This window comes from Aurantivibrio plasticivorans (assembly GCF_055392955.1).
The window spans coordinates 2502128-2525129 of record NZ_AP036020.1; the positions used below are offsets into that span (position 1 = coordinate 2502128).

Annotated in this window: 22 protein-coding genes; 2 read left to right on the plus strand and 20 right to left on the minus strand. The window is 45.6% G+C overall.

Going from position 1 to position 23002, the window contains the following annotated elements:
- Position 1: 1 nt before the first annotated feature.
- The 14 genes from ACZ5NB_RS11285 to fliS form a co-directional block, all read right to left on the minus strand.
- Positions 2–361, minus strand: coding sequence for a response regulator (locus ACZ5NB_RS11285; RefSeq protein ID WP_460233717.1), 360 nt, complete (start codon positions 359–361; stop codon positions 2–4).
- 59 nt (positions 362–420) lie between these two features.
- Complete coding sequence (locus tag ACZ5NB_RS11290) at positions 421–699, minus strand: STAS domain-containing protein (RefSeq protein WP_460238878.1); 279 nt, start codon at positions 697–699, stop codon at positions 421–423.
- Positions 700–962: 263 nt separating this feature from the next.
- Entirely contained in the window at positions 963–1418 is a 456-nt protein-coding gene (fliJ, locus tag ACZ5NB_RS11295) for a flagellar export protein FliJ (protein ID WP_460238879.1), read from the minus strand.
- Between the two features lie 98 nt (positions 1419–1516).
- Entirely contained in the window at positions 1517–2941 is a 1425-nt protein-coding gene (fliI, locus tag ACZ5NB_RS11300; protein WP_460233720.1) for a flagellar protein export ATPase FliI, read from the minus strand.
- The gene (locus ACZ5NB_RS11305) at positions 2934–3908 is read right to left on the minus strand and encodes a flagellar assembly protein FliH (protein WP_460233721.1); all 975 of its coding nucleotides are present in this window, start codon (positions 3906–3908) and stop codon (positions 2934–2936) included. Before ACZ5NB_RS11305 ends, fliI begins: the two co-directional genes overlap by 8 nt.
- A 24-nt stretch (positions 3909–3932) precedes the next feature.
- On the minus strand, positions 3933–5000 hold the full coding sequence (gene fliG, locus ACZ5NB_RS11310; RefSeq protein WP_460233722.1) for a flagellar motor switch protein FliG: 1068 nt from the start codon (positions 4998–5000) through the stop codon (positions 3933–3935).
- Positions 5001–5010: 10 nt separating this feature from the next.
- Entirely contained in the window at positions 5011–6723 is a 1713-nt protein-coding gene (fliF, locus tag ACZ5NB_RS11315) for a flagellar basal-body MS-ring/collar protein FliF (protein WP_460233723.1), read from the minus strand.
- Between the two features lie 60 nt (positions 6724–6783).
- Positions 6784–7167, minus strand: coding sequence for a flagellar hook-basal body complex protein FliE (gene fliE / locus ACZ5NB_RS11320; protein ID WP_460233724.1), 384 nt, complete (start codon positions 7165–7167; stop codon positions 6784–6786).
- A gap of 355 nt (positions 7168–7522) precedes the next feature.
- Positions 7523–7702: a PA3496 family putative envelope integrity protein gene (locus ACZ5NB_RS11325; RefSeq protein ID WP_460233725.1), complete on the minus strand. Its 180-nt coding sequence runs from the start codon at positions 7700–7702 to the stop codon at positions 7523–7525.
- Between the two features lie 249 nt (positions 7703–7951).
- On the minus strand, positions 7952–9409 hold the full coding sequence (locus tag ACZ5NB_RS11330) for a sigma-54-dependent transcriptional regulator (protein WP_460234007.1): 1458 nt from the start codon (positions 9407–9409) through the stop codon (positions 7952–7954).
- 112 nt (positions 9410–9521) lie between these two features.
- On the minus strand, positions 9522–10736 hold the full coding sequence (locus ACZ5NB_RS11335) for a sensor histidine kinase (RefSeq protein WP_460233726.1): 1215 nt from the start codon (positions 10734–10736) through the stop codon (positions 9522–9524).
- A gap of 237 nt (positions 10737–10973) precedes the next feature.
- Positions 10974–12422 carry a sigma-54 dependent transcriptional regulator gene (locus ACZ5NB_RS11340; protein ID WP_460233727.1) on the minus strand — a complete coding sequence of 483 codons (1449 nt, stop codon included), beginning with the start codon at positions 12420–12422 and terminating at the stop codon, positions 10974–10976.
- A 405-nt stretch (positions 12423–12827) separates the two neighbouring features.
- Entirely contained in the window at positions 12828–13118 is a 291-nt protein-coding gene (locus tag ACZ5NB_RS11345) for a hypothetical protein (RefSeq protein WP_460233728.1), read from the minus strand.
- A 59-nt stretch (positions 13119–13177) separates the two neighbouring features.
- A complete protein-coding gene (fliS, locus tag ACZ5NB_RS11350) occupies positions 13178–13558 on the minus strand; it encodes a flagellar export chaperone FliS (protein ID WP_460233729.1) in 381 nt (126 codons plus the stop codon).
- Between the two features lie 260 nt (positions 13559–13818).
- On the opposite strand from fliS, the gene ACZ5NB_RS11355 reads away from it, so the two are divergent.
- Positions 13819–14622 (plus strand): class I SAM-dependent methyltransferase, encoded by an 804-nt coding sequence (locus ACZ5NB_RS11355; RefSeq protein WP_460233730.1) that lies wholly within the window; start codon positions 13819–13821, stop codon positions 14620–14622.
- Positions 14623–14643: 21 nt separating this feature from the next.
- Complete coding sequence (locus ACZ5NB_RS11360; RefSeq protein WP_460233731.1) at positions 14644–16737, plus strand: motility associated factor glycosyltransferase family protein; 2094 nt, start codon at positions 14644–14646, stop codon at positions 16735–16737.
- Positions 16738–16752: 15 nt separating this feature from the next.
- Here ACZ5NB_RS11360 and ACZ5NB_RS11365 read toward each other — a convergent pair whose 3' ends face one another.
- The 6 genes from ACZ5NB_RS11365 to neuC all read right to left on the minus strand — a co-directional run bounded on the left by ACZ5NB_RS11365 (position 16753) and on the right by neuC (position 23001).
- Positions 16753–17661, minus strand: a complete 909-nt coding sequence (locus ACZ5NB_RS11365; RefSeq protein ID WP_460233732.1) for an FG-GAP-like repeat-containing protein — start codon at positions 17659–17661, stop codon at positions 16753–16755.
- A 325-nt stretch (positions 17662–17986) separates the two neighbouring features.
- Positions 17987–19141 carry a polysaccharide pyruvyl transferase family protein gene (locus tag ACZ5NB_RS11370; protein WP_460233733.1) on the minus strand — a complete coding sequence of 385 codons (1155 nt, stop codon included), beginning with the start codon at positions 19139–19141 and terminating at the stop codon, positions 17987–17989.
- Between the two features lie 6 nt (positions 19142–19147).
- On the minus strand, positions 19148–20434 hold the full coding sequence (locus ACZ5NB_RS11375) for an N-acetyl sugar amidotransferase (protein ID WP_460233734.1): 1287 nt from the start codon (positions 20432–20434) through the stop codon (positions 19148–19150).
- A gap of 33 nt (positions 20435–20467) precedes the next feature.
- Entirely contained in the window at positions 20468–21088 is a 621-nt protein-coding gene (gene hisH, locus ACZ5NB_RS11380; RefSeq protein ID WP_460233735.1) for an imidazole glycerol phosphate synthase subunit HisH, read from the minus strand.
- On the minus strand, positions 21088–21840 hold the full coding sequence (gene hisF, locus ACZ5NB_RS11385) for an imidazole glycerol phosphate synthase subunit HisF (RefSeq protein WP_460233736.1): 753 nt from the start codon (positions 21838–21840) through the stop codon (positions 21088–21090). The genes hisH and hisF overlap by 1 nt, the downstream gene beginning before the upstream one ends.
- A gap of 24 nt (positions 21841–21864) precedes the next feature.
- Positions 21865–23001: a UDP-N-acetylglucosamine 2-epimerase gene (gene neuC, locus ACZ5NB_RS11390; protein WP_460233737.1), complete on the minus strand. Its 1137-nt coding sequence runs from the start codon at positions 22999–23001 to the stop codon at positions 21865–21867.
- Position 23002 lies beyond the last annotated feature (1 nt).

Sequence of the window (23002 nt, forward strand, 5' to 3'; positions counted from 1 at the left end):
TTTAGAGTACTTTATTGATTGTCGCGATTAATTGGTCTGGATTAAATGGTTTCACAATCCATCCAGTAGCACCTGCGGCTTTACCTTCGGTTTTCTTGTCGCCACTCGACTCAGTCGTCAACATGAGTATCGGTGTAAACTTGTAGCTAGCCAGTTTTCTCAATTCAGCAATGAGAGAAATACCATCCATGTTGGGCATATTTACATCGGATATCACAAGGTCAACAGCGCCGGATTGAGCGAAATTGAGAGCCTCCAATCCATCTGACGCTTCAACTACATCATGCCCGGCCCCTTTCAAGGTAAAGCTAACCATCTGTCTCATCGAGGCTGAATCATCAACAGCGAGGATCTTTGCCATTGTTTCTCTCCGTATTTCGCTAGGTGTGTTTCAAAATAGCTAAGTGTTTAGAAATCAGTTTATTGCAACATCAAGTGCTCGGTTAACCCTAGTTGTTTTGCAGCGTCCTTAATAACATCATTGGGTGTTTGCCACTGCATAGCGACATGTTGTCCATCAAGTGCAATGCGGAACGCTAGAAGGGTTTGTAAGCCAGCCGTATCCGCTTTCTCAACATTAGCCCCATTGATAACAACATCATCAGTGCCTGTGGCATAACGCTCCAGCATTTCGTGCAGATGCTCGACGCCAGAAATTGTTAAGTTACTGGGCAAATCAATAGTGACAGGGTTGGACATGCCAATCTCCTTATGGCTAGCGCTAAATAGGTCTAAATAAGAAGGGTGTTACAACCCTACTCTTTTGTAAGTCTAGACAGTCTTAAACACCTTGCTAGTGAAATAATTGAAAAGTCTGATGAAAAAAAGAAGTGGAGGCAGATGATATGGAAAACTGTGGTTATCGGTTCTTTTAGGTCTTTAATTTAGACTTAGAAGGAATAACGTTCAGGGGGACTAGTCATTTTGAAACAGAGAAAATAGGAAATGTTGCCGTTGATTAGTTAGTGTTTTTTGGCTTGGTGGGTCGTATAAAATCGCTGGCCAACTAATTCATCAAGATATTTTTGCTCGATTCGATCATCTTCCGCCCTTTCTTCCTGTATTGCAGATTCGATGAGATCTTCAATAGCAGAACGTTTATGACGAAGCTGTGCCCATTCCTCGCGTGCAAATTGTACAGCCTGTTCAGTGTGGGATATTTTCTGCTCAATTTGTTTAACTGATTTCGCTAATTGCTGAGAAAAACCTCGGTAGCGCAGCAGTTCTTCAGGGCTGACTTGAAGCTGTTGATCAATATCACTCAAATAGCTATCGTAATATTCACTCAGTTGACTTAAAAACTCATTTTCAGACGCTAATTTTTCTTGCTGTTCTTGTAATAGACTAGCGGCTTTCGACTCTTTTTGTTCTGCGAGCTTTTTGACCACATCTAATTTTTGGGATTTACGCTCGGCCATAACATCGCTCCGTTTTGCGCCCTGAGGATTATCCTGTCACTTCTCTATTAGCCCAACGATCGCAGACTACTAAATTTGCTATATATCACTTGTTGAGTTTAGGTCAGACTGCTGGGGTTGTCCGCTCGCGCACCTTGATTTAATGACGTTGTAGCTACAGCCACCTCAGCCAAGTCACGGTGCTGTAATGATGGGGTAATAACACGCTCTAACGACTGTATACTTTCCGCAAAAGACACCGATTCACTGAGACCTTGACGAATAAAATTTCGTAAGTGAGGCATACGCTCAACGGCTGCATCGACTTCTAAATCAGCGCCTTTTGCATAAGCGCCAACGGCTAAAAGATCTTTGTTTTGTTGGTATAAGGATAAGAGCTGTTTGAATCGTTGCATTTGAGATAATTGATCACTCGACACAACATTAGGCATGACTCGGCTAACTGAGCGCTCCACATCAATAGCGGGATAGATACCTTCGTCTGCGAGACGCCTAGACAGAACGATATGGCCATCAAGAATTGCACGTGCTGAATCAGCAATAGGGTCTTGTAAATCATCACCTTCTGTCAAAACGGTATAAAATGCCGTTATTGAGCCACCCCCCTTCTCCGCATTGCCCGCTCGCTCAACTAATTGCGGTATTTTCGCGAAAACACTAGGAGGATAGCCCTTGGTCGCTGGCGGCTCACCAACGGCCAATGAAATTTCCCTCTGTGCTTGTGCGAAACGCGTTAGCGAATCCATGAGCAATAAAACATTCAACCCTTGATCGCGATAATATTCTGCAATACGTGTTGCCAAGTAAGACGCTCGAAGCCGCATAAGCGGAACATCATCAGCGGGCGAAGCAACAACAACGGCACGTCGTAATCCATCCGGGCCGAGTACGTGATCAATAAACTCTTTAACCTCTCTGCCTCGCTCACCGATTAAGCCAACCACTACAATATCCGCCGTCGTGTATTTAGTCATCATGCCTAATAGCACACTCTTGCCGACTCCACTCCCGGCGAACAATCCAAGCCGCTGGCCACGACCTACTGTAAGTAAGGCATTAATGGCTTGGATACCAACATCTAACGGTTGCTCAATTGGATGCCGTTTGAGCGGGTTAATGGTTTCTCCCGACATTGGTAAAAAATCGTTACCCAAAAAGCTGGTCTTTCCATCAAGCGGCTTACATAAACCATTAACAACCCTACCCAGCGCTTCTGGACCAATATTCACACCGCCATGAGAGGGAACGGGTACAACACGCGCGCCAGGTTCTACACCACTGATATTGTCAATCGGCATGAGATAGATTTTATCGTCAGCAAAGCCGACTACCTCAGCCTCAATACGCTGATTATTGGTTAGTACTTCACATTGATCGCCGACGGACGCTCGCAGCCCGACAGCTTCTAACGTCATACCGATTGAACGAGTAAGGAAACCTTCGGCTTGAGGTTGAATCGTCGGCGTCCGTCGAAGTCGGTAAGGGTTTAATCGAGAAGCTAAAGGCTCAAAAGTCTCAGTCATTATTTTCCTGTGGATCCTGTAAAGAGTTACTTGGTTGCTTGCCTGATGACTCATCGGAAGTACTGGGCGTCGCCCCGTTTGGTGACTCGACAAAGTCACTCTGAAGCCTATCTGAGGCTGTGTCTACAGAAGCCTCGGCTGAACGAGAAACACCAGGTTCAGCGTGATTGTTTTCCTCCCCATCTACTGAGCTGTTTTGGTCGCTATCATCATCAACATCGCTGACGAGTTCGCCATGGATAAATTGATCACATAGTGTTTGCAGCCGCGATTCAACGGAAAAGTCGATCACGCTTTGCTTCGTCTCAATGCGAACACCACTAGCGAGTAATTCCGAATCCGGCACGACTTTCCAGCCTGCGCCTCGCTCTTCGATATAATCTTCTACCAAAGCAACATCATCGGGGTTGAGAAACAGTTTTACATTGTCAGCACCGGTCGGAAGGTAACTAATAGCCTCTTTAACTAGCGCCAACACGTGCGTAGTATCTGAATGTAACTCTCGTTGAACGACCGCTTTCGTTAGCTGACAAACACTGTCTAGGATGATGCGTTGGAGTTGTTGCGTGTGAGACTCACAAGGTTCGAGCAATGCGGCTAGCAAACCCTCTAGTTGCTGGCTTTGACTATCAAGGATCTCTCGGTATTCTTCCAGTGCTTGACGCTTCCCGGACTCATAACCTTCGTTGTGACCTTTATCGAAGCCGGCCTTGTTGCCTTCTTTAAACCCTTCCTGGTAGGCATTCTCAGAAATTTCTTTAATCTGTTCTGCCGTTAACGGCGCTACATCTTCGACTTCCTCGCCCACCACCTCGTGCTTTGCCCGTTTCGCGGCGTCTCGACGGAGGCGATCTTCACGTTCGGCGCTTTGTAACACCCGCTCTGGGTTTTCAATTTCGGGGATTTGCCACGAACTATACTCTTCTAGCTCATCGGATGAGATTCTATTACCAGGTGGAGCTGCCATGATGCGTTTATCTCAACCTTGTTGCTACACCATTTGCTCGCTACTGCCACCCAGCATAATTTCACCGGAGTCAGCCATGCGTCGAGCAATGGTAAGGATTTCTTTTTGTGCGCCTTCCACTTCAGATAGACGAACAGGCCCTTTAGCTTCAAGGTCGTCTTTAAGTAGTTCACCGGCACGTTTAGACATGTTCTTGAATATTTTTTCTTGCAACTCATCGTCCGCACCTTTAAGCGCAAGAATAAGAACCTCTGAAGAGACCTCGCGCAGCAGCGCTTGGATAGCTCGATCATCAACCTCTCGAAGATTATCAAACACAAACATCAGGTCTTGGATCTGCACACCCATATCTTCATCAATGTCTTTAATCGCATCCATCAATTCAGCTTCAACCGTACTATCTAAGAAGTTCATGATATCTGCGGCAACTTTGTATCCGCCAATATCTTTGGTTTGCGAGCCTGATCCGCCGGAGAACTGTTTCTCTAGAATATGATTGAGTTCTTGAAGTGCATTCGGCTGTACCGTATCTAACGCAGCCACCCGCATCATAATATCGAGGCGAGTTTTCTCGTTGAAAAAATTAAGTACTTCAGCAGACTGGTCTGGATCGAGGTAGGCAATGACAATAGCTTGAATCTGCGGGTGCTCATTGCGAATAATATCCGCAACTGACCGTGGTTCCATCCACTTCAGGGTGTCTAAGCCAGTGGTATTCCCGCCCAAGAGAATCCTGTCGATGAGTCCATTGGCTTTATCCTCGCCAAGCGCGGTAACCAACATATTACGGATGTAACTATCGGCACCCATACCCAAACCGGTGAGTTCCCGAACTTCGTCCAGAAAATTATTGAGTACGTGTTCAACCTCGTGTTGTTGCACATTGTTCAGATGTGACATCGCCAAACCGAGGCGCTGAACTTCTTTTGGCCCCATGTGCTTTAAGATTTCAGCAGCATCCATTTCCCCTAGGGTCATAAGCAATACAGCAGCCTGATCAAGTTTTGATAACTTCACCACTGGCTGATCAGATTTTTGCTCTTCGTTGGCTTTTATTCCCGGTCCATCCCGGTTGGCCTTTACTTTTGCCATACTCTGCTACCTACTCGTCAACCGCAGCCCAGCGCTTCACTACCTGCGCCACTCGACCTGGGTCCTCTGCAATTAATCCTTTGACCATGTTAAGACGCTGCTCGTACCCTTGATCGGGATTTGGCAAGCTCAAAGAGCCACCGCCAGAGAGCGTTACTGTTTCATCCGACAAAGTATCAAAAGAATCCAAACCGGCCGCTTCCAAAGCCGCCATTTCTGATGCTTCATCCATTTCTTTTGCATGCAATCCAGAGGCTGCCAAACTCTTCAGTACTGGTCTAAGTAAACCAAATAGCAGCGCGATAATAATTAAGACTCCGGCTGCTTGTTTTAGCGTAGTTTTGAACCAAGGCTGCTCCCAAATTTCTAGCGGTTCGACCTCACCAAACTCAAAGGACCTATCGGCCAAAAAAGGTGTATTAATAATATTCACACTGTCGCCTCGGGCTGCAGAAAAACCAACAGCATCGCGAACCAGCACTTCAAGGCGTTCCAGTTCAGCTTGACTCCATGGTTCGCGAACTTCTTCCTGAGTTTCTGGGTTTACGCTTACCTTATCATCTATCACTACGGCGACTGAAAGACGCTTTAGTCTGCCAACTTGGTGTTTGGTATAACTAACTGTCCGATCCAGTTCGTAATTTCTCGTCGCCTGACTTCGGGTGTTGCCGCTAACCGCACCAGTATTTTCAGTGGCTTGACCTCCGGCCTGTTCTGGGGCTTGTGCGGCGCCAGGTGGTTGATTCGTCAACGCTCCCGGTATCCCTGCAGCCGCGCCGCCGCTTGCACGAGATTCTTCTAGCGTTTGTTCAGATCGCATCGCCGGCAAATCGGGGTTATAGGTTTCTGCCGCTTGTTCAACTTCTGTGAAATCGACCTCTGCGCTGACTTCCGCTCGGTATTTATCGCCACCGACAACTGGCGACAAAATACTGTTCACCCGCGTGGTGTAATCTTTCTCAAGTTTACGCGTATAGTCTCGTTGCTTTTGCGCCATGCTAAATTCAGGGTCTTCCGTCTCCGCTGTAAATAGTTGCCCCTTTTGATCAACGACAGTGACGTTCTCCAATTTTAGTTCGTTGATACTCGACGCAACCAAATTCGCAATACCTTGAACTTGTTGAGAGCTTAAGCTTCTACCTGGAAACAGCTCTATAAATACGGAAGCACGTGGTTCGCGGGTATCACGAACAAAAACAGAGGTTTTTGGAATTGCCAAATGGACGCGAGCCTGCCTAACACTCCGAATACTGGTAATCGTTCGCGCTAATTCGCCTTCCAAGCTACGACGATACCGCGCATTTTCCATAAACTGACTGCTACCCAGCGGTTGCTCTTTATCGAGTAATTCAAATCCCACCGATTTGTCACCAGTGATTCCCGCTTCAGCCAACTTGAGCCGCGCTTTGTTAATGTCTTTTGCGTCAACGAGCAATGTGCCTGTATTAGGGTCGACCTTGTAACGGATATCATTCGTATCAAATATTTGTACGACTTCGGCGGAATCCAATCTCTCTAAGCTGCCATACAGCGGGCGAAACTCTTCCTCCTGGGTCCACATGACAACGGCGAACCCAATCGCCACACTGACAGCAAGGCCAACCATGAGCCCGGCTTGTCTTAGCAAGTTGAGATTATTAAACCCTTCGATCAGATCATTGCTGGAACGTGTTGAACCGCCAATGGAGCCGCCGCCATCTAGATCGTCTACTGCTTCTGCCATAGTATTGATGTCTCAGTGTTACTGTGTATACCGGTCTTAGACCTTGATATTTTTGGCTATTTAAATTGGCATGTTCATCACATCACGGTACGCTTCAACCAGCTTGTTACGCACCTGGACCATTGCCTGAAAAGATACACTGGATTTTTGTGCTGCGATCATCACTTCCGTAATGTCTACAGTCGGATCACCTTGCTCATAGGCTTTCGCCAAACTGGCTGAGGCTTGCTGTGTATCGTTAACCTTGTCTATCGCATTTGACATAATTTCACCAAAGCCTGTTTTGTTGACTGGCTCTGGTTTTCCAACCAAGGATTGGTAAGCATTGTTGGCTGCCGTTACATCCTTGGAGGCCATGCCATCTTGGCGCCCAAGAGCCTGGGTTTGAGATTTAATTGATCTCATTTCGGTGAGGAAGCGATTGATATCAATACGATCTGTCATGGGCTTGCCTTTAGTTACGGTGTTAACTCAATCGAAACACGCGTGCTTCTTGAAACTCGCCAAAAATTTGGCTTATTCGACAAAAAAGCATCAGCAAACGGTAATCTGCACAAAGTGGGCCAAGACTTGCCGCTAAGGCGGCAAGTCTTGGAAGATCGAAGAGTAACAAGTTAGTTGAAGCAAAGGCCTATAAGAACTTAGCGAAAGCCCCAGCCTATTAAGCTGAAGTCCAGTAAGGGCTAGAAATTTTGAATATGATAAGAGCGCGAAACCGTAAGGCAAATATAGGAACGAGCAAACTCGGCAACCCGAGTTTGCGTCAAAGGAAAGTCAGAATGACTTTAAAATAAGTGACTTATAATCCAAAGTCGTAATCGTTAAGCTCTCGCTGAAGCCGTAACTCTTCAAGCTTATTCTCAACCATACGACGGCTATCAATATCTTTCAACGATGTCAGTTCTTGCTCATCGTCTTCCATCTCTGTCCAATCATCTAAGTCCATGTTGTCAAACTCACTGCTTGATTCACTGCTCATATCGGTATTCCTCTAAAACGATAATCACAACGATAATTAAAATGAACGTTAAAACTACTGGCTCGAATGGAGCGCTCTAATTTTGCGAAAAATAACCTCGACTTTTACTTTGGTCAAGTAGATTTTTAACAAATTTTTATGGCATTCATCGTTTAAACAAACCGTTTAAACGCATAGAGGAATCGGAGGCAGCCGGCCCTAAAAAGGAGCATCTAATCCCCCCTAGGAACGGCGTGGCTCGAGAGGATATTAAGTGAGATTTTTGACAGATTTATTAACGTCAAGACCTTGGTCTTTTAGTCGTGCAATCTTATAACGAAGGGTGCGCGGGCTAATCCCTAGACGCTCGGCGGTTAGTTTTCGGCTACCACCGGCATTCCGAATCGCATCGACAATGAGTTCAAATTCCTTTCGCTTGAGGTCATGGTTGAGGGCAATTGAATGACTCCCGACGCCACTATAAGAGTGACTTTCAGTGGCCATAGAGTCTTCATTTTTTTCCACCACCGCAGCGTCAAGCCCTGAACTGGCTTGAATGCTATTTGAGTGAATAGGCGGCCTAATATCCCCAAGTGTCGATGGTGCAGTCCCGACAATACCTTCGAGACCCAGGTCATTACTATGGATAGTATTCCCGGGCTGTAAAATGAGAGCTCGCTGCATGACATTGTCTAATTCTCTGACATTTCCAGGCCAAGAATAAGACAGGAGAGTTTGCGCTGCCGAAGCCGTTAATGTTACATCGCGGCGGCATTGCTTACGTGCATGCTGCTGTAAAAGTCTTTCCGCGAGAGGCACAATATCTTCTGGCCGATCTCTTAAGGGCAACCATTGCATAGGCAAAACACTGAGACGGTAGTACAAGTCTTCCCTAAATGATCCGTCGATGACAGCTTGCTGAAGATTGCGATTTGAAGTGGCTATTACGCGAACGTCCAAGGGAATGGTTTTACGCCCACCCAAACGCTCAACCTCACGCTCCTGAAGTACACGTAGCAGCTTGGCTTGTAACCCCAGGTCCATTTCGGAAATTTCATCTAGAAGCAAAGTGCCGCCATTCGCCTGCTCAAATTTTCCAGGGGCGCTATTATGCGCACCGGTATAAGCACCTTTTTCATGCCCAAACAAAATGGCTTCCAACATACTTTCTGGAATCGCAGCACAGTTGATTGCCACGAAGGGTTTATCGTGACGCGGTGACTGCTGGTGAACGTAGCGCGCCAGTACTTCTTTACCTGAACCAGACTCCCCAACAATGAGAACCGTGGAATCACTTTGCGCTACTCTTGATGCCAATTCCAGCAGCCTCTTGCTGGATGCGGATTGGGCTACCGGAGCATCTTGCTTGAACTCCACAGCGTCGCCAACGAAACGATTCACCGCGTCGATAAGTAGCTGGGGCTCAAACGGCTTTACCAAATAATCAACCGCACCGTGACGCATCGCATCAACAGACTCGCCCACGCTGGCGTAAGCGGTAATGAGCATCATAGGTATGTGGGGGAAATCGCGTTTCACGACAGCCAATAGATCGTGACCTGTCATTTCCCCCATATTCACATCAGAAATTATCATCGCTGGATGGGTGGACTTCGATAATTTCTCCAACGCATTCTCGGCGCTCGAAGCCGCCACCACGTTGAATTTTGCAAGCTCGAGTGTGTCTGACAGGGCTTCACGCAAGTTATCATCATCTTCAACAATCATAATCGTGAGTGGTGCCCGCTTGCCCTCGTTGTTCGCCGACGCGAAGCCCGAGGTTGGCTGCGCTGCTTCCATTTTTTCGATAGCTAATCCCATGAATAATCTCTCACTTCAATTACTTAGACGGATTTAAAAGCGGTACCGTCACTGTTGCCACAGCGCCACCCTTATCACCGTTGTTCAAACTAAAAGTGCCACCATGCGCCTGAGCAACAGCTTTAACGACCGTTAAGCCAAGCCCAATACCTTGGGGTTTTGTGGTCACAAAGGTTTCGCAATCTTTCTCTAACACTTCCTGGCTAACACCCGGCCCGTTATCAATGACAGAAATAACGCAATCGCCAGCCGAGGCCGCTATCGTGATGTCGAGATGGATGCGATGGCCTCCGGCTTGAATGGCATTATTGATTAAATTCATGAGCGCACTGACCAATACATCACGATTGCACTTAACCCATTTTTTGGCGCCGACAAGCCCCCAATCGGCCGTCGCAAAGTGCTGTTGTAATATCGGTTCGGCCGCTTCATGAAGAAGCTGTAATAGTCCACCTAGATTTACTTGATCATTGAGGTTTAAGTCGCCTTTAACGAACAACAGCATATCCCTGACCTGCTGTTCCATATGGTGTAGACGCGATAACAACTTTTTGGCAAAAGAACGTCTTTGCTCATCGTCAAGCATCTGGCTGTCTAAATGCCCTGCGTATAACAGCGCGGCTGATAAGGGTGTACGAATTTGATGCGCCAGCGCCGAGACCATTTTTCCCATCGAACTTAATCGCTCTTCTCGGCTAATTTTGGCCTGCAACTGACGGGTTTCGGTAAGGTCGGTTAAGAGAATGATTTGGCCATGATTCTGCAGTGAGCGTGTTGAAATCGAAATTTTTCGGCCCGACAATGTAGACACTTCATGACCGTCGTCTGAACGAGGAGCAAAGCTACTGGCGATAATCGATCGCCAGGAAACCCCCATTAAGCATTTGCCGAGCAGTTCTTCTGCAACGGGATTAACCTGACTGACATTCCCTCGCGCATCTAATACAACCACCCCTCCTGGCAAAAAATCTAATAGGTTTTCAAATCTATCGGCTATATCATTTTTGTCCTGCAACGCTTGTTGATGTTTGTCTGAGCTGCGATTCAACTCGTCCGTAAGATGAGAGACTCGCTGTTCCAATTGTTGATAGGATTCGGTTAACTTCGCGGACAGCGACGTGAATTGTTCGAAGGCCACCTCTAGCTCGCTGTCTGATTCAGCGTTTAAGAGCGAAGCATTGATGTGGTCCGGTGCGGACTCAGTTGCTTTTGCAAATGCGACACTGCGTGTCATGCCTTACCTCTCTGTTAAAACAGTTTAGCCAGCGTCAAAGAGCCGCCGCCAAATGTGATTATCAGAGTTATTGCAAAGCCAGTGCCAAACTTTGCCGCAGGAAAAACCCTGCCGCTATACCCCCAAAAATAAAACCCCCGCTGGGTCTCAGCGAGGGTTCTTCAAGGAGGTAACGGATCGAGTTAAGCAACCGCGCAACGCTCTATATGGCTGTGTAGCGGTAAGGTAATGGTAAATCTAGCGGCTTAGACCATATTTACGCATTTTCTCGACCAGTGTGGTGCGGCGAATTGCGAGGTGTTCAGCTGCTCTCGCAACAACACCACCGGTATCCGCTAACGCCTGCTGGATGAGGTTTCTCTCTAAGCCATTGAGATATTCTTTTAGGTCGATACCTGTTTCGGGAAGCAACGCACGGTCATTTAGGCTAACTACCATAGGTTCTTTACGAGCACTGACATCTTCTTCCGGCAACTCAAATACTTCCTCTTCAGAAGCATCAATATGACGATATTTAGGCGGTAAGTCATTCACTCCAACAACACCATAGGGGTGCATTATGGCCATTCGTTCAACGAGGTTGGCCATCTCGCGGACGTTTCCAGACCATTCATGCCGGCACAATGACATCACAGAACTCGAGTTAAACCGGATTGAGCCTCGTTTTTCACTTTCGAGTCGAGCAACCAGTTCATTCAACAAGAGCGGTATATCTTCTGCTCGTTCGCGCAGGGATGGCATTTCAATTGGGAATACATTGAGGCGGTAATACAAATCCTCACGAAATGTACCAGCCTCAATCATGTCCTCTAAATTCCGGTGAGTAGCGGCAATGATTCTGACATTGGTGGTGAAGCTTTTTGTTCCACCAACACGCTCATAGGATTTTTCTTGGAGAACACGCAGAATCTTCACCTGCATCGGAAGTGGCATATCACCAATTTCGTCTAGAAACAGCGTACCCCCTTCGGCTAATTCAAAGCGACCGGCCCTGGCCGAAATTGCACCAGTAAAAGCACCTTTCTCGTGCCCGAACAATTCGCTTTCAAGCAATTCAGCTGGAATAGCCCCGCAATTGACGGGTACAAACGGGCCTTTGCGGCGCGGAGAGTTGTAATGAAGATTGCGAGCCACCACTTCCTTGCCGGTACCGGATTCTCCGGTAATTAAAACCGTGACATCGCGATCAGCGACACGTGACATCATCTCTCGAACTTCTTGGATGTTACTACTGGAACCTACAAGGCTCCTAAATAGATGCGTCGGGCGATCTTGGCCTTGTTGCTGTGCGGCAAAAGCTTGTCGATAGCGCTCAGCTTTATATAACGTATCGAGCAGATTGGCGTAGGTCACCGGTTGAGGAATAGATTCGATAATCATGTGCTTCAGGTAGGGATCCCAATCTTCAGCCACCTCTTCATGGTCCCCAATGAGGATAACCGGGCAGTGCTTGTCCCAGTCTCTGATCGCTAGAAGTCGGTCCTTCAGTGGTGTTGCTTGATCACATTGCCCCAATGCAATCGCGACAAACTCCTGACTGCTGGATGCTGACTCTCTAGCAGAATCCTCCCAAGCATTACACGCCGCAGCAACTGCGGGTTCACCCAAAAATTCAAATACCACCTTTAAATCGCGGCGCCGATCGATATCATCATCAATCACTAGCACTTTATTTTCTTGCCACATTGCCCAAGACCTTATCACTACGAGTTGGATAGAGACGACGACAATTCATATTGTCCTCAATAAATCACTCACTACCGGCCGGAGGTGAAGAATCAAACTGTTCGATGGTGGACAAAGCCAATGACCTAATCGACATTTTGACTGTGATGCTCTTAGTAATAGACAAGCTTGAGAAGGAGGTCAAATTTATGACGTCAGAAAATTAATATAAATTTTCGGCTCTCGAATATCGTGACAGATACTCGACAGCTAGGGGGATAGTGAACTTTTGAACGAAGCTAGCGAAAAATAAACCTAAGGAAAAAACAACTCTAAATAGTTGACAGAAACAACATTTTAAACAGATCAAAAAAGCGGCTAATAAATAGCCGCCTCTAGTACAAAATGAGATAAGACGAACTCTGACTAAAACGCTTGATTAGGAACGCTCAAGATTTCTTTGTTTAGATACCGAATAGCTTGTGCGTACAATTTTTTGATACGAAGCAACTCAGCGACAAACTCACGCATATTGGATAGTTCTTTTCCGTCAAGCGCTGCTGTCAGCTGGGCGCATAGGCGATCCATTCTAAGGACCAACTGCCAATCCAACTGATTAACGGCCTCCTCCATTTGATGGCGAATTTGTTTCAAGCTAGCCAAGCTCGCATCTTCTTGCTCGGGTGTGACCAGCGTTACAACACTTCCGTATTTCATTTTGCATCCCTTTTTGTCTGTCACCATTGATCTATCTATTGCAAAAGTGCTTTTAGACGTTATTCGACCGGGGTAATCTCATCCCAAGCTGACTTTATCTCACCCACCAAACCCGAGACCTCATCAAGCATAGCGCTATCATTTTTAAGGTTTGCTTCGGTCAAGCGACGAATCATGTAGTCATATAGCGCATCGAGGTTCGCCGTTAAGGACCCATCACCTGCATCCTCTAGCGAACCTTGTAGCCCCCCGATAATACCAACAGCTTTATTAATCAAAATACCTTTGCGCTCAGTTTGATTCTGCTGCATCGCTCCCTTTGCTTGTGCTATACGCTCTAATGCTCCTTCAAACAACATCTGGATTAACCTATGTGGAGAAGCATCCTCAACACGCGATTCAACATGCATCGATGAGTAAGCTTGAGCGGGGTTTTTCATAAAGAGGTCCTTTGCATACAGCGGCTAAATACAGGTGACTACACCCATATTAACGGCGCTAGCGGAAAAATCTTAAGACATATTTTTTTCATAAGAACGACGGGGACTAGAACATTGGCTATATTCAATAGGATCCAGAATACTGGAATGGTGTTTGCTTCATAATATTGAACTCTCAGAAAAAATCTGAAAGTGACCAAAAGTTGCCGCTCTTGCCAAGTGTTTTAGGAACCCGCAACGCTCTTCTATAAGGAACTCCGATGAATACAGCTGAAAAGCTCAACTCGAATACGGATATTAGGCACTTGTTACAATCCGGGAAAAACACCGAGGCTTTGCACCTAGCCAGCAGCTCCATGCAGTTCTATTTGGAGAACTTAGAGTCTATTGAAGTGCTAGCAACCGTTGTTGCGAATATGGGTTTTGCTAAGGAAGCGCAATCAATACTGGGCTATCTTGTAGAAGCAAACAATTTTCGTATACAGCAGCAAAAAGACCAAGACAAAAGACTAGGTTCGAGTAGAAAGGACGGATTCTCTGGCGAATATCGAAAAAAAGGGACAGACACTGCGTGGACAAATCCCTTTTGGGAAATGAGAGCGAAGTACATTGCTCGCCTTATTCCAAACAAGGTGAAATTACTCGATTTGGGTTGCGGCAATATGCTAATCGAGCGCCACCTGCCTGATGGTTCAATATATATTCCCTGCGATATAGAGAAAAGAGATGAGAGAACCGTGATATGCGATTTCGATCAAGGCGAGTACCCCGATGATTGTGGCGAAACACTCGTTATCTGCCTAGGTGTGGCCAACTACCTAAGCAAACAAGCGGAACTTCTACACCATATATGTCAAAGAGAAAAGCCGTTCTATTTCTCGATACGCCCAAAAAATTTGATTCAGCACAAAATCAACGAGGGCGTATTTCCGGATGCTCTTTCATTTGATCAGCTTCGTCACATCATGAGCCAATACCCTATGAACTTTAGCTACCGCTATCTACTGGGCCAAGGTGACGAAATTTTATTAATGGGGCATCCCAAGGATTGCACGAAGCACTAAGCGCGGAATATAGGACTATCTATGAACAACGAAACACACTCAGGCAGCCACCTCAATGAGCTCGTTAGACGCGCTGAAATTCAGCAAGCTAACATGGTGCTGAATGCGCAATTTAGAAAGAACATGGACTTCTTTAAGCATCGCGCACCTGAGATTTATGAGCGCTTTAATGATTACGACCCTCAAAAACTACGTTTACTGTATAGCGAAGAGGGTTACATAAACCTAGTTAATTACAATCTCAACAACCGTCCGGTGTATAGCGATAACCCTCAGGACTTCTGCCGAAACTATGTTAACCAATACATCAAAGAACCTACTTTCTATCGCATAAGTGCCAAGACAACCGAGGTAATTGATGAAGAAAACGACGCGCACGTAAGTAAAATGAATGCCCTTATCCGTTTCGTTAATGGAAAGGAGCAGCTTATATTGGGCCAAAAGATCCAAACCCATACCAATTTCATGATTATGCTTGGTCTCGGGCTGGGTTTTCAGCTCGAGTATCTATTGGAAAATACCGACATTCATCACCTCGTCATTATTGAACCACATGAAGACATCTTTTACGCATCGCTACACACGATTGAATGGGAAGCGCTATACGATTATTTCGCACAGAACGACCATACTATGACATTTATCGTGGGTCGCTCACCGGGTGACACCTTCGATGAGGTGCGAAAGTACTTACATGCAATCGGTATACACAATTGCACTAAGCCGTTCGTTTACGACCATCTTTCCAGCCCTGAGATGAAAGACACTACAAAATTGTTTTTTGATCACCTTCCGTCAATGATCGCGACACTGGGATACTTTGATGACGAACAGATCAGCCTTTCACATAGCGTTGCAAATTATCGAAGTGGCCTTCCAATATTGCGAGAGCACGCTCTCATCAATAAGAAACATCAGATCTTACCCGCTGTTGTCATAGGCAATGGCCCATCACTGGACGACGCGAAAGATTTTCTCTTCGAGAACCAGGACAAGATGATCATCATTTCTTGTGGCACAGCAATTGGCTCCTTGAAAAAGCTTGGTATCAAACCCGATTTTCACGTTGAAATGGAACGCACTCGACCAGTCATAGAATGGCTGGATATGGGGACAGACCCTGAGTACCGAAAAGATATTACCCTACTGGCACTCAATACCGTGCATCCCGAGGTGTTTGATCGTTTTGATACCGCCGGTATAGGTATGAAAAGTAATGACCTTGGTACCCACTTCCTATGCCAATATATCGGCGCTGACGAATATATTGTGAACATGTCGTTATCAAATCCAACCGTTGCCAACACAGGCATGGCCTTCGCCTCTGCTCTCGGTTTTAAAACCATTTATATGGTGGGAACGGATTTCGGGTTTTCGGAAGGCACCCAACATCACTCGTCTCTCTCAGCGCACTACGACATCAAAGAAGAACACGAAGAAGATCTACACCTGTATAAGGCGGACGCACAAGGCAACATCGAGCTGCCTGGTAATTTTGGCGGCAAGGTTAAAGCCACGGTTATCTATAACCACGCACGCCAATCAGTGGAATCTTTATTAAGAATGAACCCACACATTGATTGCTTTAACACGAGTCGAGGGCTTGCTATTGCGGGCGCAAAACCTATTCGCTATGAAGACATCGAGTTAAAAGCGTTTAAAGGTGATAAACACGAATTAGCGAAAGACATATTTAAAAAGAATTTTTACAACAAGGGGCTTAAGAAAATACACTCCAAGAAAGAGGTATTTGCCCAATTTTCCCAGTCTCGCGAAGTGGTTGAACAACTCAAAGCACTATTCGCTATTGAGCCGCGATCTCGAAATGACGCACACTCCCTCTTGAATCGCCAGCATGTCATCGCGAAGAAACTAGCTGAAAATCAGTCAACACAGTATATTTACAGCCTATTCAAAGGTAGTTTCAACGCTTTCAGTTTGGTTCTCACCAAAACGCTGTATGCCTCTACCAACGAAGAGGAATGCTTATCGCTGTTTAATGAAGGCAAGCAATATTACATCGATTTTCTCGATCATGCGCTCAGAAAAATCGAGACCGAGCTACTTGCTGAAGATACTCGATCCAGAGACCTTGCTAACAAAAAGAAAAGTTGACCCTAATCCATTAATCTAGGAATCATCGGTCCAGCCTTTCAAGAGTAGTTCAGAAAATTGGAGATAGTCGGTATCCCCTTGAGTACCATGCATATATAACCTTAAAAATCGTACATAGGGTGTGTGCGTTTCCAGAGTCATTAGCTCTCCATCATGGCCGGCAAAGCTTAGCGACTCGTGATCGATAAAATGAATACCGTTAGCTGAATACTGTATCGTAACGTCTCTCGGCATTCTCAACGGAAAACCAGATCGTTGGAAAAGTTGCACACTTTCCACCATCGTATCCATTGTGAACTCAATCTGAAGCCACTGATCGGTATTGTGTGAACCTTGCCGGGAAGTCCATGTACCAATACCGTAACGTTGCCCCCCAGCCTCGACCAGAAATGGCGTAGACTGGTTATGCAAGTAACCATCAAAGGCGCCTGCAGCTTCGTATCCAGTACCGTGTCCATCCGAGTAAGTTGTACTAGCTGAATAGCTTTCGGGTACCAAACCATGGGTATATAACAGCGATACAAGTTCTGAAGGCCGGTTGGGCGGCACATCCGGAACCTTAATAACTCGTAAATAATTCTCAAGATTTGAAGTTGCCGTCTTGGCTTGAATATCTAGATTTCCGTCGCCGTTCAAGTCTACTAAGGAAAAACCTGACACATCATAGATACTGGTCTCTTTAGGGGATTGAAAACAAAAACTATCCGAAGGCGAGATACACTCCTTTCCCCGATAAATGAAAAGTGCCTCATTGCCGCTGACATCTTCTTCAATAGCAACAATGTCCAACAATCCATCCGAATCCAAATCTGCTATCTCCGCTGTTTTTCCTAAAATAGAGAATTCAGCTGAATTGGAAATTTCAAAACAAAGCGCTTCCTCATCGTAATAATCGCATTCTGCTTTACAATTTATACAAGCCAAAGCGAAAATCCACAGACAACTTACTCTTACCAAATTCACTGGCGTCTCCTCTACCAATTTTCTTTCACGAATAACCGAAATACTATGCTAGGGAAAATTGCGACAAACTCAACAGCGAATAAATTGTCTAAAGAGAGATAAATCAAGCCAAAAAGAATATATTAGAATTAATAAGTAGTTCACATATTTTTGTTTTCACATAATGTAATAGCGCTCAACCTAATCGAATAAGTTTTGGATGTATTGAAACACATCGCTATTTAGCAAAACCTAACATTTCTCCGGATTAAGTTCTAAAATTTCACGCTTCATTTTTGGTTAACTACTAGGTGCACTCTTTTAGCCAAGCCGAAATAGCAGCATGACCTTCGCGGATCGAGTCAGCAACACGTTTCATACTCGAACTTACATTATTATTGATCGATTCAGTCAAGCGAATATTAATAGTGTCGAGTAGCTTTGATGAAAAGCTTGGTTTCTGAACCGACACCAAATACTCTTCAAGCCCTAAGGAGCGGTAGAGAAGTTGAATCTGAGGATAACAGTGCAAACCAATTACGGGGGTACCTAAGGCCATCGCAACAACACTCGCATGAAAACGCATTGCCAGCACTAAATCCGCACCGGCGTAAAGGCCAAAAAGCTTGTGACACGCTGCCTCACCTGTCATATACGGAGCAACCACTACACGCTGCCTCCTTGAGGGGTCGGTCATACGATCCAGTACTTGATGAATACTATCTAGGTCTCTAAATATATGGGGAACGAAAATTATTCTCGCAGTCGGATCTTCAACCAACATGCGTTCTATGAACTGAGCAAACTCTTCTGAAAACTCTACTGGTAACAGCGAGCCACCCCCGGGATAGCGCTGCTCTAGCATATCGCCAGCAAGATTTACGACGATATTTTTAGCATTCTGCTGAAGTTCAACATGGTTTGCGATTTCGGTTTGAAAGAAAAATCCACCATCGGGCACATCAATGATTCTCTCTAATGGCAAAGAGGTAAAATATGCCTCCAAGTTGCTTCTTGCGCCATCATTTCGCACAGTCACACAACATCGCGGTGAATCAAGTAAATATGATAGGAATTTAGTGAAGCGCTCACGGCAGATATCGGGTACCCCCTGCCCTGCATCGACACCCAAACCGTAAAATAATAGAGGCGTCGTAATATTCTCGAGCATCTCGGGGGGTAAATCGATTGAGCAACCAGTTCTGGAATGCTCTACCCATAGCTCAAAATAATTCCCACCACCAAAGATGCACAGATCGTAGCTGTTGATCGTCTCAATCAGATTATCATCCCATTGCCGCTGCCCCCAGAAAAACTCACGCATTTCCATTTCGGTGAATGTCAAATCAAAAGGGAGGTTTTTGGCAAACTCCGATCGGGATCCTAAGTGATTAGCGTTATCACCGATGTTGCCAGTAAAACTGGCAATGTGCAGTACATCTAGATTGGGCTTAGCAGCCATTGAGTACTAGCCTTCCCAGATACGATGGCGCAACTGCCAGTGACCATCTTCATCTTTGTACCAGAGGTGAGGTGAACGATATTGATCAACAACGTCCCAAAACTCCTGCTCCGTTAGACCAATATATTCAAGAAATTCGGGAAAATACTTTTTCGGAAATTCTTCATCAAATTTCCGGACCAAATGCACGCCCTCTTCTCGAGTGATCTTTCCATTGCGTATTTCTTGTGAGGCATCGTAGGTAGCACGGCCAATCCCAAATTTGATCAACGTTGTAAAATAGTGAAACACATCAATTTTATCGTCAATGCTTGAGTACTTCGAATATGAGCCTTCTGTACGCTCGGTATTCGCTTGGAAACCCGTATGCTCGACGGCATAGTAGTAGCACTCTTGAGGGTCCCATTTAAGGTAATAGCCTAAATAGTGAACTTCAACATTATGTTGCTCCAACAGTTCTTTTTTAGGCGCAATATAGGGCGTAAAGTCGTTAATGGAGTAGCCATACTCATCCATGATTTGAGTAATTGTTTTGCCACCCAGGACGATATCACCTGGGTCTTGGACAGAAAAAAACTTTTCGTCCATTTTAGGCTTTTCGTTCTCATCAATCGCGTTTCCATACTCCGCTTGATTCTCACCGTACATCACCAAAGGCACGTCAAACTTTGCGGCCATTGCTGGGCCAATGATTCGTTGACCGACAATAAACGGTTGAAACGGATGTAAAAGGTTTACAAACGCGAGACGCGTCAGTAGACGATGTAACTTTCCATTTGGTGTAAACAAAATATTGTCCAAACCACCAACATGCATCCAGTTTTGCATGTTTTTCCAGCCAATATCAGTATATAGATGCGGCGCCCAAGTAACAGTCAAAGGGTTCATGCCGTATTTGTATTTTAAAACGTGGGCTGTATAAGCACTGTCTTTTCCGCCGCTCCCGGGTACAATCACATCATAGCCACCATTGGTTCGACGAAACCGCGACAACAACTCTTTTAGTTGCTCTTCCTTTTGTTGCCAGTCGATGCCCTGCTCTTTTTCGTCGTGAAAGCGGCAAGCGCTACACACACCCTCATTATCAAAATTAATCACCTGTTTTTTTTCATTGGCGGTATGTTTAAATTCGATGGTTGAGTTGGGACGCTGGTTCGATATAACACACTGCTTACAAAAAGCCACATCCGCTGGTAATCCATTAAAGGCCTGCAGGGGCATGCTAGGGTTTTTAGTATACTGCTCGTCTAGCGAGTGTGACTCTACCGATATGTTAGATTGATAATTAACCACAACAACTCCCTCTGCTTTATATTTAGCTCGTTATTATTTACCGGCTTCAACGAAGTCAGTTAAAAAACCTATACCCGCTGCACCACTCCGCTCTGGATGAAACTGCACACCGCAAATGTTGTTACGCTTCACCGCCGAGGTAAATGTCACTCCGGCGTACTCACTAGCACCATACACATCGCCGGGTTTGTCAGGGAAACAAGCAAAACTGTGAACAAAATAGAACTCAGCACACATGGATACATCTTTTTCCGCAAACTCGACGTTATTCCAGCCGATATGGGGCAATCTGATAGCATCATTAGTCTCGATAGGTAAACGTTTTACTCGCCCTGGCAATAGCCCTAATCCTGGGTGCTCCCCGTATTCTTCACTGGCATCAAATAACATTTGCATGCCCACGCATATACCCAAGATAGGCTTACCACTATGAGCAAACCGTTTAATCGCAACATCTAGACCGCTTTCGGAAAGCTGGCTCATACAATAAGCGAATGCTCCGACGCCTGGAATAATGAGTTTATCTGATGCTTCGATATCTTCTGGTTTGTCAGTCAATACAGCATCGCAATTCATTACGGCTAACGCATTCATAATGCTACGTACATTACCCGCGCCGTAATCCAGTACGGCAACACGACTACTGCTGTTCATTACGCTGCCTCCCGCACTTTGCGACCACACCCGATTAGGGTTTGTTTAATATCAGTGATACCTAGCACCTTGTAATGAAAAACACTGGCACAAGCGATAGCGCTGGGTTGAACACGGTCAACTAGTTGCTCAATATGAGTTGTGGTGCCAAGCCCGCCACAGGCTATGACTGGAATAGTTACTGCTCGATTAACCTGCTCGATCAGATCAATATCGAAACCTTTCTTGGTCCCTTCTTGATCGATAGACGTGACAATTATTTCTCCCGCGCCAAGCTCTGCGAGCTCTTCTGACCATTCAATCACGGACTTGCCTGTTGGCTCACGTCCATTATCCACATAGGCTGTCCATGAATCCCCAGCGCGCTTTGCCTCAATGCTAGCGACGATTGCCTGACTACCGTAGCGCATACTAGCCTCTCGAATTAAATCTGGGTTGTTAACTGCACCAGTATTAATTGCAACTTTGTCTGCACCTGATTTTAACGCCGCGTCAATATCACTTAACTGACGAATACCCCCTCCAACGGTGATGGGGATAAATACCTCTCTACAGGCAGATTCAATAATATGAAATAGATTATTGCGGTCATATAAGCTAGCCACAGCATCCATGAGCAACAATTCATCGATACCGTTTTCATAGTATTGCTTGGCAAGATCACAAGGGTCTCCCACCTTACGTAAGCCTTCTAAATGAATTCCTTTAATGACGAACTCGTTTTTGATATCTAGACGCGCTATGACTCTCATACTAGTGGTCTCTATTCAACGCTTTTATTGGGATACAGCTCGGTCATTAAACTGCTTTTGGCCCGCAGTGCTCCATACCGCCGGATTAGACAATATTTTCACAAACTGCTTGGCACTGTCGCCAACACCAAACTCTTGCGTTGGTTCCGGTTGTAAACCACTAGCCTTGCGGATGGCGTTTTTTATTGCACCCGCCTGACACGGGACACTAATAATGCTTTGCAGCGCAGCTCGGTTGTTCTGTCGCGATCCGATATCGACGGCAGGAACCCCATAGTAAGGGGCCTCCATTACCGCGCAACTTGAATTACCCACCATCAGTTCAGTATTTTTTAATAACGTTAGAAAATAGTCAAAACGCATTGAGGGTATAACGCGAAATCGTCTGTCCAGTTTTTCTAACCGACGATATTGTTGCAATATGTAATCGCTACCCAAATCATTATTGGGGTATATAACAACGAAATTTTTACCCGTTTCTACGACAGCATCCACAAGTACTTTCGATTGCCTTTCTATATCGTGTGCTTCGGTCGTTACTGGGTGAAACAGTAGGATGCCGTATTCATCGAAGGGAATGTCGTACCATTGCTTCACTTTGTCGAGACTGGGCAGATCATTCGAAAACAACACATCTACATCCGGAGAGCCTATGACATAGACGTTGATGTCATTTTCACCAAGCTGCAATAAACGCTGCTTAGCTCGCTCATTGGATACGAAGTGAAGATGAGACATTTTGCTGACTGCATGGCGAATTAATTCATCCACAGTCCCCGACACCTCGCCACCTTCAATATGGGCAACCAGAATGTTGTTCAAACTACCCACCGTCGCACCGGCGAGTGCTTCAACTCGATCACCGTGCACAACAATCATATCTGGTTGAATTTCTTTTACGTAATCGGACAGACCCTGGATGGTTTTTCCCAGGACGGTGTCCATGGTGTCGTTGTAGTTTTGATTAATGTATTTGTAGATATTGGGATAATTACGTTTTTCAACTTCCATACACGTAGAGCCGTACTTACTCAACATGTGCATGCCGGTCACAAATATATGGACGTCAAATTGACTGAGACCAACCATACGGTCTAACAGTGATCGCAACTTACCGAAGTCTGCGCGAGTACCTGTGATAAATACGACTTTTTTAGACATG

Excerpts from the sequence above, each read along its gene's own strand:
- ACZ5NB_RS11285 (WP_460233717.1), bottom strand. The coding sequence starts at position 361 with ATGGCAAAGATCCTCGCTGTTGATGATTCAGCCTCGATGAGACAGATG.
- ACZ5NB_RS11290 (WP_460238878.1), bottom strand. The coding sequence starts at position 699 with ATGTCCAACCCTGTCACTATTGATTTGCCCAGTAACTTAACAATTTCT.
- fliJ (WP_460238879.1), bottom strand. The coding sequence starts at position 1,418 with ATGGCCGAGCGTAAATCCCAAAAATTAGATGTGGTCAAAAAGCTCGCA.
- fliI (WP_460233720.1), bottom strand. The coding sequence starts at position 2,941 with ATGACTGAGACTTTTGAGCCTTTAGCTTCTCGATTAAACCCTTACCGA.
- ACZ5NB_RS11305 (WP_460233721.1), bottom strand. The coding sequence starts at position 3,908 with ATGGCAGCTCCACCTGGTAATAGAATCTCATCCGATGAGCTAGAAGAG.
- fliG (WP_460233722.1), bottom strand. The coding sequence starts at position 5,000 with ATGGCAAAAGTAAAGGCCAACCGGGATGGACCGGGAATAAAAGCCAAC.
- fliF (WP_460233723.1), bottom strand. The coding sequence starts at position 6,723 with ATGGCAGAAGCAGTAGACGATCTAGATGGCGGCGGCTCCATTGGCGGT.
- fliE (WP_460233724.1), bottom strand. The coding sequence starts at position 7,167 with ATGACAGATCGTATTGATATCAATCGCTTCCTCACCGAAATGAGATCA.
- ACZ5NB_RS11325 (WP_460233725.1), bottom strand. The coding sequence starts at position 7,702 with ATGAGCAGTGAATCAAGCAGTGAGTTTGACAACATGGACTTAGATGAT.
- ACZ5NB_RS11330 (WP_460234007.1), bottom strand. The coding sequence starts at position 9,409 with ATGATTGTTGAAGATGATGATAACTTGCGTGAAGCCCTGTCAGACACA.
- ACZ5NB_RS11335 (WP_460233726.1), bottom strand. The coding sequence starts at position 10,736 with ATGACACGCAGTGTCGCATTTGCAAAAGCAACTGAGTCCGCACCGGAC.
- ACZ5NB_RS11340 (WP_460233727.1), bottom strand. The coding sequence starts at position 12,422 with ATGTGGCAAGAAAATAAAGTGCTAGTGATTGATGATGATATCGATCGG.
- ACZ5NB_RS11345 (WP_460233728.1), bottom strand. The coding sequence starts at position 13,118 with ATGAAATACGGAAGTGTTGTAACGCTGGTCACACCCGAGCAAGAAGAT.
- fliS (WP_460233729.1), bottom strand. The coding sequence starts at position 13,558 with ATGAAAAACCCCGCTCAAGCTTACTCATCGATGCATGTTGAATCGCGT.
- ACZ5NB_RS11355 (WP_460233730.1), top strand. The coding sequence starts at position 13,819 with ATGAATACAGCTGAAAAGCTCAACTCGAATACGGATATTAGGCACTTG.
- ACZ5NB_RS11360 (WP_460233731.1), top strand. The coding sequence starts at position 14,644 with ATGAACAACGAAACACACTCAGGCAGCCACCTCAATGAGCTCGTTAGA.
- ACZ5NB_RS11370 (WP_460233733.1), bottom strand. The coding sequence starts at position 19,141 with ATGGCTGCTAAGCCCAATCTAGATGTACTGCACATTGCCAGTTTTACT.
- hisH (WP_460233735.1), bottom strand. The coding sequence starts at position 21,088 with ATGAACAGCAGTAGTCGTGTTGCCGTACTGGATTACGGCGCGGGTAAT.
- hisF (WP_460233736.1), bottom strand. The coding sequence starts at position 21,840 with ATGAGAGTCATAGCGCGTCTAGATATCAAAAACGAGTTCGTCATTAAA.
- neuC (WP_460233737.1), bottom strand. The coding sequence starts at position 23,001 with ATGTCTAAAAAAGTCGTATTTATCACAGGTACTCGCGCAGACTTCGGT.